Here is an 11,034-nt window from a genome sequence, read left to right on the forward strand (position 1 = left end):
CCTTGTATGATCCTCTGCCATTAAGATAATCGGAAGCAACTTGTACTTTTAATTCGGATGAATATTTGGTCATAAAGATACCCCACAATCGTTAGATGTCTATGTCTAACAATTGTAGGGCACTTCAAAGTTTGATGAGTGTTTTTTGGCTTAATTTTTGAAACCGCTTTACGCTATCTTTGGTTAGAGATTTTATCAAAGGTGGCGTATTTTCATGACTAAGAAGCATCAAGTCCTAAGACAGCTTGATTCTGTTACAGACATGGCTGCCGAATGTATCAATTACTTTGTTTATCATCCAAGCAAAGACTTCACGCGTAAAAGAAAACTGGATGCTAAGACATTCATTAAGACCACTCTTGCCATGCAAGGAAACTGCTTGAACAAGGAGCTGGCTGACGCATTTCCTAAGCCTTCTAAGCGAATGACCGCGTCGGCTTACGAACAGCAGAAATCAAAGGTTAACCCTAGATTATTTAAGGCAATTCTGTATGAATTCAATTCAACTTTGAAACAGCCTGCTTTGTATCATGGCTATCGGCTGCTGGCAATTGATGGTAGTGACTTTGCTTTGCCGTATGATAAGAATTCAATGTTTCTATGCAATATTCAGACAAGAAAAAAGCCTTCGGACGATAATAAATTAACGACCAAAGGCACATGTTTGATTCATGCCAATATCCTTTACGATATCGCAAATTGTTGTTACCTAGACTGCTTATTGCAATCACGAAAGAGTATGGATGAACGCAGTGCAGCTGTGCACATCCTTCAGAACTTAAGACTTCAACACCGCTATATCGTACTGATGGATCGCGGCTATGAATCCTTCAATCTTTTCGAGCATGGCAATCGACTGTCTAACTGCAACTATGTTATCCGTCTAAGAACTCAAAGCAAAAGTGCTATTCGGGAAATTAGCGATCTTCCCGATCAAGAATGCGATCTTGAGATGACGCTTAACATCACCAATAGCGCCAAGCAAAAGAAGCTTCATCCAGAGTATCACAAGATCAATGCCCCGAATCATCGCTATAAGGACAAATATTCACCTAAGTACCGTACAGCGCACTGGGATTTTGAAAGCTTTTGTCCGGTCCACTGCAGAATCGTTAAACTTAAGATCAACGACCCACTATTGGTAAAGACTAAGTGGGAAGTACTGGCTACTAATCTAAGCCCGAGTGACTTCCCACTTAGTGAAATGAGAAATCTGTATCATCTGCGCTGGGATATTGAGAGCTCATTTCGCAAGCTAAAGTATGATCTCGGTGCAGTATGTTTTCATTCGAAAAAAACAGCGTTTCAAGAAATCGAGTTGTACTCTCAGCTGATTATGTTTAACGTGGTCAACAGAATCATATCCCTTTGCCGGATAGCTGATGCTCACAGAAAATGGCCTCATGAGATAGATTTTAAAGAGGCGGCCAACATAGTTCACCGATATTATACAACGCCCATGATAGGCAATTCAAAGCAGATGATCGAAGAAATAGAAGCTTATCATCATCCAGTCCGAAAAGGTAGACAATATCCAAGACCTCTACGGTTTCAAGGTTCCGTTAGTTTAAACTATCGAATTTCGTAAAAAACAGTCAATCGACTGCTTATTTGTCATACCCAAAAAGCAGAAAAGACAACCACCTAACTTAGATGAGTGTCTCAAAGCGGTTCCCTGTTCGAAGTCAATGCCTTAACTTAATGACATTGTCCACACGGAGCAAGGCTTTTTTCAGATCTTAAACAATAAAGTAATCAGCAGGCGCAAAAGCACGAAGGCCGCGAAGACCCAGACGCTTTCTTTGATCCCGTCTAAGTAGCGGCGCTGGTAAAGGGTCATCCAAACAGCTGCCGCAAAGAGCAGAACAAGGGACCCAGCCGCCAGCCAGCTGCCGGGCCAGTAGATCAAGTGGATCACGAGCAGGATGGCCAGGTAGGGCCAGGACCGTTTCAGCCGCAACAGGGCACACTGCTTCCGGCTTGGATGCCGGGTGAGCAGGAAGGGCTCAATCCCAGCCAGGTCCAAACGCGGCAGCATGACGCTGACCCAGTCAAAGAAGAGCAGGTTCCACGTCAGGACCTGGTCTCGGACGGAATAAGTACAAAAGCCCGTATTCACCAAATCCAAGGCACTCCCCTTTAATTCAAAGAAATGCTTCCTGGCCAAAAGCAAAATTGCCGCCGTCAAAGCAGCATAGATAACATACACTATCTTTCTCTTTTTCATGCAGCTTGCACTCTTTTCCAATAAGCTTCTTACAGCCTGCATTATAGTGCGCTATTAAGCCGCTGTCAGCCTTTATCCGGATATTTAGCAATTTTAACTGAATTTTTGCTGGCTGTATGCACAAAAATTAAATGCTCTCCAAAGGCTGCTTGCTCTTCGGTGGCAGGTAATCCCGGTCCAAGGCGGCCAGTTCGCCGGCGGTCAAGGCCAGGTCAGCAGCCGCCAGGTTGGCCCGCATGTGGTCAACTGAACTGGCTTTGGGAATCGTCAATACCTGCCCGGTCCGCATGGTCCAAGCCAGCATGACTTGGTGAACGGACACGCCCCGCTTGTCAGCGATCTGCTTTAAGCTGGCTTTGACGGGGATGGATTGCCCGTTGCCTGAGTTAAAGGGCGAATAGCCAATAAAAGCAATGCCATGTTGCTTTTGCCAAGGCAGGAGGTCATATTCAACGCCCCGCTTGTCGAGATTGTAGAGGTCTTCATTGGCAAAAACGGCCCCTTCCCCGGCGATATCTACCAGCTCCTGCATATCAGCCGTGTCAAAGTTGGAGACGCCCCAGTGGCGGATCAGGCCGGCAGCTTGCAAATCCTGCAGGCCCTTGACGGTTTCTGCCAAAGGATAGTCGCTCTTCCAGTGCAAAAGATACAAGTCCAGATAGTCTGTCCCCAGCCGCTTTAAGCTGGCGGCCAGGCTTTTTTTCTGGTCATCAGGACTGGCATGCCAGGGGTAGAACTTGGAAATAAGGAAGAGCTGGCTCCGGTCCAGGTCCTTGATGGCTTCGCCAACCAGGCTTTCAGCCCGCCCTTCCCCATACATTTCAGCGGTGTCGATCACGTTGACCCCGGATGCCAAGCCGCATCTTATAGCCGCGATTTCCTCCTCCCGCCTGCCGGCATTTTCCCCCATGTTCCAAGTGCCCAGGCCCAGCTGGCTCAATTTTTCCCCTTTGACGGTCATGTATTTCATGAGATTCCCTCCCTTTTTTCTTCCTTCTAAGCATAGTACAAGGAAGGCAACTTTTTTAAAAAAGACACTCAGAATTTACCAAGATTTATTGGTCTATACCTTGACAAAAAATCTCCGCGGTCCTAAAATGGACTATACCAATATGAGTAAGCAAAAAAATCAAGGAGTCGTGATCAAGATGAAAGTTATCGTTGTGAAAAACGCCAGTGAATTAGGCAAGCAGGCCTTTGACCTTTTGGCAAAGGCGGTTGACGAAGGGGCTAAGACCTTGGGCTTGGCAACCGGGTCTTCACCAGTTGAGCTCTACCAGGAGATGGTGGCCAGCCAGCTCGACTTCAGTCAAATGACCAGCGTCAACTTGGATGAATACGTTGGTCTCAGCCCGGAAAACCCGCAGAGCTACCACTACTTCATGAACCAGCATCTCTTCCAGTACAAGCCATTCAAGCAGTCTTACCTGCCAGATGGTCAGGCAAAGGACATCCAGGCAGAGTGCGGCCGATACAACCAGATTTTGGCAGACAACCCGGTCGACTTACAGGTCTTGGGGATCGGGCAAAACGGACACATTGCCTTTAACGAGCCAGGCACGCCGTTTGACAGCGTGACTCATGAGGTAGCTTTAACGGAAAGCACGATCAAGGCCAACGCCCGCTTCTTCGACAGCATCGATGACGTGCCAAAGAGCGCCATCTGCATGGGGATCGCCAACATCATGGCCGCAAAGGAAATCGTCCTTTTGGCCAAGGGAGAAAGCAAGGCCAAGGCCATCAAGGCTATGGTTGAAGGGCCAGTGACTACGGATGTCCCAGCCAGCATCTTGCAAAAGCACCCTCACGTGACCGTGATTGCCGACCAGGCAGCCGCCAGCTTGCTTAAATAAGAAGCAAAACAGGAGGCTAATTAATTTACTTCGTAATTACAAAATACTAAAATGTAATTACGAGGTGATGGTAATGCAATCTTCAATTGGGACGTCCAAACTGTTTAAATCCGGAAATTCGTATGGTTTTAGAGTGACAAAGCACGACAAGGAATTATTGTCTGCCAACGCTGGAGACGTTTTTGATAAAGAAATATCTCCCGATGGTCAAACAATTACTTTTAAAAAGAGGAAAAAGGTTAGTCCTGAAACACTTGCCTTAATTGATAAACTGTTTGACGAAAATCGCGAATTGATGGAGCGGCTGAAAGACGAATGAACTACTTAAGCGCTGAAGAGATAGTGGCGGTTAATAAACGAGTTCTAGAAAGACTGGGACAAAAAGCAACAGACTTGCAATACCCTCAAGGTTTGTCTGTCGTAGTTGAGCAACCTCAGATGGTTGTTTTTGGCACAGAACTTTATCCGACTATTTGGCTGAAAGCTGCCTACATCATGCAAAAAATAACCAAGAAACATATTTTTGAAGATGGAAATAAACGCACGGCGTATATTAGTACGCTATTATTTCTCCACAGAAATGGCTACCAATTAAAATTAGCTACAAATGAAGCTGAAGCTCTGATCTTACAAATAACATTGTCAGACGATACTGAAGACGAAATGAAGAAAATTGCAACAGTTTTGGAAAGAAACAGCCTGGCTATTGTTGATTGACCCAGTTTAGAGATCGTAAGCAGCAGGTAATGATAGTATAATATGTAAAAAATTGTTGGCTTACATAACATTGGGAGTGATGAAAATGCCTTGGTTTACAATCATGACGGTCATCGTAGTCATTTTGGCAGTCTTCGGCCTAATTGCTTTGGCCAAGTACCTGATCAACTACTCTAAAAAAGGCCGCTAAACAGCATACGCGAAAGGATCTGCCTCAACAGAAGGCAGATCCTTTTAGTTTATGCAATTATAGTCCATCAGACAAACTCTTCCAGATCAATCACCGGTCAGCTTCCGCGAAATTGTGGGTAACCAGCATGGATGCTTTCGTACGCTTTTCTAAATGCAGCCGTTCCACGTGAAACATCCTGCTGCTTCTGGCAGGTCACGAAAAGAAGCCCGTGCTAAAAAATTGTCGTTAATCCGAATTGGATTCAAATCAGCGTGTTTTTTCAATGCAAGTTTGCATGCGGCAATAATTTTTTAGACAAAAATCTTGCCAACCCACTAGATCTTGCAATAAACTAGTATGGCAACTTATATCTAGTATCATTTTTAGCCAAAAGAAAGAGCGTGATCACCGTTATTGTCTTGAGTGGCCCAATTGGAGCCGGCAAATCCAGTTTAACCAAAATCTTAGCCAAGCATCTTGGCACACATGCATACTACGAAGAGGTCAATGATAACCCTGTCCTGCCCCTGTACTACAAGGACATGAAGCGCTACACCTTCCTGCTCAACACTTATTTCCTTAATAAACGGCTGGAAGAAATCAACGCGGCGGCAGGCAGCCGCAATGACGTGCTCGACCGCTCAATCTACGAAGACTTGCTCTTCTTCAACATGAACGTCGACAACGGGGTTGCTGACCCAACTGAATATCAGATCTACCACGACCTGATGGACAACATGATGGAAGACGTGCCAGGCAATCCGCGCAAGAAGCCGGACCTTTTGATTTACATCCACGTCTCATTGGACACGATGCTCAACCGAATCAACAAGCGGGGCCGCTCATACGAGCAGCTTGACTCTGATCCAGGCCTGAAGGAGTACTACCAGAACCTCCTGCGCTACTATGAGCCATGGTATGAACAATACGACGTATCGCCAAAGATTGCAATCGATGGCGACAAGTTCGACTTTGTCGACAACCAAGACGATCAGGACTTCGTTTTGGACACGATCGACAGCAAGCTGCGCGAAATCGGCAATTTGTAATTGATAGAAGGAACGTGATGACCGTTATTGTATTAAGTGGGCCCGTTGGAGCCGGCAAATCCAGCTTAACTTCAATTTTGTCAAAATATCTGGGCACCAAGCCCTTCTATGAGAGCGTTGATGACAACCCAGTCCTGCCCTTGTTCTACAAGGATCCGCAAAAGTACACCTACCTGTTGCAGCTCTTCTTCTTGAACACCCGCTTCCACAGCATCAAGAAGGCGCTGAGCGACGACAACAATGTCCTGGACCGGTCAATTTACGAAGACTCCCTCTTCTTCCACATGAATGCCGACATCGGCCGTGCCAACAAGCTGGAAATCCAGACTTACGACGAGCTGCTCGACTCCATGATGAAGGAACTGGACCGGATGCCGAAGAAGCATCCTGACCTCTTGGTGCACATCCATGTTTCATACGAAACAATGATCAACCGCATCCAGAAGCGGGGCCGGTCATATGAACAATTGACTTTCGACCCCGGCCTTGAAGACTACTACAAGCGAATGCTGCGCTACTACCATCAATGGTATGAAGACTACGACTATTCACCTAAGATGGTCTTGGATGGCGACAAGTACGATTTCATGGCCAGCCAAAGCGACCGGGAGGAAGTCCTGGCCGAAATCACCGCTAAGCTCAAGCAGATGGGCAAGCTGCCGAAGAACTGGCAAGCGGGTGAAATTGCCAGAAAGGCCATCGAGATCGGCCAATAAGCTAACAGCAAAAGAAGTCATTATTTCCCAGGAAATGATGGCTTTTTTGCTTGGCCCGAAAAAATTAAATAACGTATTTCTCCTTATTTGCTTAGAAAAGGCAACGTTGTAATGAATTAATTAAGGCAAAAGTCTGCTTTGACTTTATTATCTTAAGTGTATCCGCTGTCTTTTCTCAGTTTTTTCTCACAATGCTGATAGGTCATAGTTCAAAGCATGTTACAATAGTTATTAACTTATTCTAAAAAGGCTTAAAAAGATATCAAAATGATTAAGGGTGATTTATTTTATGAGATTCGCAAAAATTAAGCAAATGCTGCTGATTCCACTGGCAACACTGCTGATGCTGGTCGCGCTGGCCCTGCCTGGCCAGGCGCGGGCTGCCAGCAAGAAGACCTACATTATCGGGACCGACCAGACCTTCGAGCCCTTTGAAATTCAAGACAAGAAGGGAACCTACAATGGCAAAAAGCCGGGGATTGACATTGAAATCCTCCGGGAAATCGCCAAGCACGAGGGCTTCAAGTACGAACTGAAGATCATGTCCTTCAACGCCGACGTCCAGGCCCTGCAGTCCGGCCAAATCGACGGGGTGATCGCCGGCATGTCCGTCACTGAAGAAAGAAAGAAGACGATCGACTTCAGTGACTCCTACTACAACGACGGCGTGGTGCTCGCGGTTGCCAAGGACTCCAAGATTAAGGGACTGAAGGACCTGAAAGGGAAGACGGTCAACGTCAAGACCGGGACCACCGGCTCCCTGTTCGCGGAATCAATCCGCAAGAAGTACGGCTTCAAACTGAAGTACTACAGCAGCTCCAACACCTCTTGGGCTGACGTAAAGGCCGGCAACGCCGATGCCGCTATCGATGACGGTCCGGCCCTGCGCTACGGGATTGCCAACGGGACTGGCCTGAAGATCGTCGGCAAGCAGATGTCCAACACTCCTTTGGCCTTCGGCGTTAAGAAGGGCCACAACAAGGAACTCTTGGCCATGTTCAACCATGGTCTGCGCTGGCTGAAGAAGACTGGCCGCCTGCAAAAGATCGTCAACAAGTACACGGGCAAGAAGGCCGTCAAGAGCCAAGTCGTTGCCGACACTTCCATCATGGGCCTGCTCAAGTCCAACGCCGGTGCCCTGGGCGCTGGGCTCTGGATGACGGTCAAGCTGTCAATCGTCGGGATCATCTTCGCCATGCTCTTTGGCCTGGTTCTGGGGATCATGGGGATTGCTGAACACAAATTCTGGCACGGGATTGCCAACGTCATCATCTACATCTTCCGTGGGATCCCAATGATGGTTCTGGGCTTCTTTATCTACATCGGGATGCCAACCGTGATCGGCCACAAGATTCCGCTGTTTACTGCCGGCGTCTTGACTTTGATGCTGGACGAAGGGGCCTACATCGGCGCGATCGTCCGCGGGGGCTTTGAGTCCGTTGACGTCGGTCAGTGGGAAGCTGCCCGGTCCTTGGGTCTGCCATACTACAAGGCCCTGTGGAAGGTCGTGGCCCCACAAGGCTTCAAGCTGATGATTCCTTCCCTGGTCAACCAGTTCATCATCACGCTGAAGGACACCTCAATCCTTTCAGCCATCGGGGTCATGGAACTGACCCAAACCGGGAACACGTTGATCGCGCAAAACTTCCAAGGCTTCAAGATGTGGCTGATTATCGCCGTAATGTACCTGGTAATCATCACCGTTTTGACCTGGATCTCAAACTACGTCCACAAGAAGATGAAGATTTAGGAAGGGGAACTATCTGAACTATGGTAGAAAAGCAAGAACAATTCAAGGTTCAAGTCAAGGACCTGCACAAGAGCTATGACGGCGTTCATGAAGTCATCAAGGGCGCCAGCCTGGACGTCGCGCCAAGCGAAGTCGTCTGCATCATCGGTCCGTCTGGTTCAGGCAAGAGTACCTTCCTGCGCTGCATCAACAAGCTGGAAGACTTCCAAGACGGCCACATCTACTTGGATGGCATTGACCTGGCTGACCCAAAGGTCGACATCAACAAGATGCGGGAAAAGATCGGCATGGTCTTCCAGCACTTCAACCTTTTCCCAAACATGACGGTCTTGGAGAACATCACCCTGGCTCCAACCCAATTGGGCAAGGAAGACAAGCAGACGGCCATCGCTGAAGCCCACAAGTACCTCAAGCTGGTCAACATGGACGACAAGGCTGACGTCAAGCCAAGCACCCTGTCCGGTGGTCAGCAGCAGCGGGTAGCGATTGCCCGGGCCTTGGCCATGAAGCCTGAAGTCATGCTGTTCGACGAGCCAACCTCTGCCCTTGACCCGGAAATGGTTGGGGACGTCTTGAAGGTTATGCAGAACCTGGCCAAGGAAGGGATGACCATGATCGTGGTCACCCACGAAATGGGCTTCGCCAAGCAGGTTGCCGACAAGGTAGCCTTCTTCCACGGTGGCGTCATCCAGGAAATCGGGACTCCAGAGCAAATCTTCGACCACCCGCAAAAAGAAGAAACCAAGAGCTTCTTGGACAAGGTCTTGAACGTTTAAAACTTTTAAGGATTATCAAACCGGCTAGCAGCCGGTTTTTTCTTGCTCTGATTTTCTGAACGGGCTTTTAAATCTTTAAAAAACGGTTTGTAAAAAACAAGAAACAGCTTAAAAAACAATTTAAAGTTGCAAACGCTTAGCTTGGCGAGCTCAAGCGCTTTTCCCTTTTTCAAGGAAACTTTTCTTTAATCTGCGTGACTATAATTCGTGTTTACATTTTCCCAGCCCTATGTTAAGGTATAAATATTCCCTAAGAGGAGATAGTTTCCGAACGTTATTCGGATGGAGGATAAAAAAGAGTTCAATGGAATCTATTAACAAATACTTTGATTTGAAAAAGCTCGGCACCAATCCTAAGCGGGAGTTCATTGCCGGCTTGACTACTTTCTTCGCGATGTGCTACATCTTGTTCGTCAACCCTAGCGTCTTGGGCGCCAGCGGCATGGACAAGGGTGCCTTGTTCACCGCGACTGCTTTGGCCAGTGCCCTTGGCTGCTTTATCATGGGCCTTTTCGCCAACTACCCAATCGCCACTGCCCCATCTTTGGGCCTGAACGCTTTCTTTGCCTACACTGTCTGCCTGGGCATGAAGGTTAAGTGGCAAACTGCCCTGGCAGCCGTTTTCGTTGCTTCCATCATCTTCATCCTGATCACCGTCTTCAAGCTGCGGGAAATGATCGTGGACAGCATCCCTAACAACTTGAAGTTCGCCATCTCTGCCGGGATCGGCCTCTTCATCGCCTTCCTGGGCCTGCAAAACGGCAAGATCGTCGTTAACAGCTCCGCAACTCTGGTCACCATTGGTTCCTTCAAGAACCCAGCTGCCTGGGTAACCATTTTTGGCTTGATCGTAACCGTCATCTTGATGATCAGAAACGTTCCAGGGGCAATCTTCATCGGGATCGTTCTCTCATCAATCTTCAGCGTCTTGATTGGCCAAAGCCAAATGCCATCCGGCATCATTTCTCTGGCTCCAAGCCTGAAGCCAACTTTCGGCCAAGCCTTGTTCCACTTGGGCGACATCAACACCGTTCAGATGTGGACCGTTGTCTTGACCTTCCTGCTGGTAGCCTTCTTTGACACTACCGGGACCTTGATTGGTCTGGCTCACCAAGCCGGTTTGGTTGACAAGGACGGCAAGATGCCTAGAATCGGCAAGGCCATGACTGCTGACTCAACGGCCATGATGGTTGGTTCCGTGCTTGGTACTTCACCAGTCGGCGCCTATGTTGAATCTTCATCCGGCATCGCTGCCGGCGGCCGGTCAGGTTTGACTGCTGTTTGGGTTGGGATCTTCTTCCTGCTCTCAATGTTCTTTAGCCCGCTTTTGAGCGTGGTAACCACGACCGTAACTGCTCCAGCCCTGATCATCGTTGGCGTGCTGATGGCATCCAACCTGGCCAAGATTTCCTGGAACAAGCTAGAAATCGCCGTTCCTGCCTTCCTGATCATGGTTGGCATGCCTTTGACCTACTCTATCGCTGACGGGATGGCTTTGGGCTTGATCACTTACCCAATCACCATGGCTGCTGCTAAGCGCGGTAAGGAAGTTTCACCAATGATGTGGATCTTATGCGTGATCTTCATCATCTACTTCTTGATCTTGAACGTTTAATTAAACTAGATAGTAAAAAAGCATCGAGCTCATTGATATAGTCCTACTTAAGTAGACAGTTCAAATATTTAAAATTTGCACTGGATACGGAGGTAGGACTTTTATTATGGGCAGAAAAAGTTCAATAAGTTTTGAGGCGAAGCTAGCGGCGGTTAAGTC

General features: G+C 47.8%; 11 protein-coding genes. 9 read left to right on the plus strand and 2 right to left on the minus strand.

All coding sequences use genetic code 11. The features are described 5' to 3' along the window. Positions 1–214: 214 nt before the first annotated feature. Entirely contained in the window at positions 215–1,588 is a 1,374-nt protein-coding gene (locus FYJ62_RS09700; RefSeq protein WP_154549482.1) for an IS4 family transposase, read from the plus strand. A 144-nt stretch (positions 1,589–1,732) separates the two neighbouring features. Here the strand turns inward: FYJ62_RS09700 and FYJ62_RS09705 are convergent, their stop codons facing one another. After that, entirely contained in the window at positions 1,733–2,209 is a 477-nt protein-coding gene (locus FYJ62_RS09705; protein ID WP_302188487.1) for a hypothetical protein, read from the minus strand. Positions 2,210–2,354: 145 nt separating this feature from the next. After that, positions 2,355–3,197 (minus strand): aldo/keto reductase, encoded by an 843-nt coding sequence (locus tag FYJ62_RS09710; RefSeq protein ID WP_154549483.1) that lies wholly within the window; start codon positions 3,195–3,197, stop codon positions 2,355–2,357. 178 nt (positions 3,198–3,375) lie between these two features. Here FYJ62_RS09710 and nagB point away from each other — a divergent pair, with 178 nt between their 5' ends. The 8 genes from nagB to FYJ62_RS09750 all read left to right on the plus strand — a co-directional run bounded on the left by nagB (position 3,376) and on the right by FYJ62_RS09750 (position 10,875). Further along, a complete protein-coding gene (gene nagB, locus FYJ62_RS09715) occupies positions 3,376–4,080 on the plus strand; it encodes a glucosamine-6-phosphate deaminase (RefSeq protein ID WP_154549484.1) in 705 nt (234 codons plus the stop codon). A gap of 73 nt (positions 4,081–4,153) precedes the next feature. Then, positions 4,154–4,399 (plus strand): AbrB/MazE/SpoVT family DNA-binding domain-containing protein, encoded by a 246-nt coding sequence (locus FYJ62_RS09720; RefSeq protein ID WP_154549485.1) that lies wholly within the window; start codon positions 4,154–4,156, stop codon positions 4,397–4,399. Beyond that, positions 4,396–4,797: a type II toxin-antitoxin system death-on-curing family toxin gene (locus tag FYJ62_RS09725; protein ID WP_154549486.1), complete on the plus strand. Its 402-nt coding sequence runs from the start codon at positions 4,396–4,398 to the stop codon at positions 4,795–4,797. The genes FYJ62_RS09720 and FYJ62_RS09725 overlap by 4 nt, the downstream gene beginning before the upstream one ends. A 573-nt stretch (positions 4,798–5,370) precedes the next feature. Continuing rightward, positions 5,371–6,018, plus strand: a complete 648-nt coding sequence (locus FYJ62_RS09730; protein ID WP_326832033.1) for a deoxynucleoside kinase — start codon at positions 5,371–5,373, stop codon at positions 6,016–6,018. A 17-nt stretch (positions 6,019–6,035) separates the two neighbouring features. Continuing rightward, the gene (locus FYJ62_RS09735; protein WP_154549487.1) at positions 6,036–6,734 is read left to right on the plus strand and encodes a deoxynucleoside kinase; all 699 of its coding nucleotides are present in this window, start codon (positions 6,036–6,038) and stop codon (positions 6,732–6,734) included. A 289-nt stretch (positions 6,735–7,023) separates the two neighbouring features. Continuing rightward, on the plus strand, positions 7,024–8,484 hold the full coding sequence (locus tag FYJ62_RS09740; RefSeq protein ID WP_154549488.1) for an ABC transporter substrate-binding protein/permease: 1,461 nt from the start codon (positions 7,024–7,026) through the stop codon (positions 8,482–8,484). Between the two features lie 20 nt (positions 8,485–8,504). Further along, complete coding sequence (locus FYJ62_RS09745) at positions 8,505–9,260, plus strand: amino acid ABC transporter ATP-binding protein (protein WP_154549489.1); 756 nt, start codon at positions 8,505–8,507, stop codon at positions 9,258–9,260. 304 nt (positions 9,261–9,564) lie between these two features. Further along, entirely contained in the window at positions 9,565–10,875 is a 1,311-nt protein-coding gene (locus FYJ62_RS09750; RefSeq protein WP_154549490.1) for an NCS2 family permease, read from the plus strand. Positions 10,876–11,034: the final 159 nt, after the last annotated feature.

Source organism: Lactobacillus porci (assembly GCF_009695985.1).
Lineage (GTDB): Bacteria > Bacillota > Bacilli > Lactobacillales > Lactobacillaceae > Lactobacillus > Lactobacillus absianus.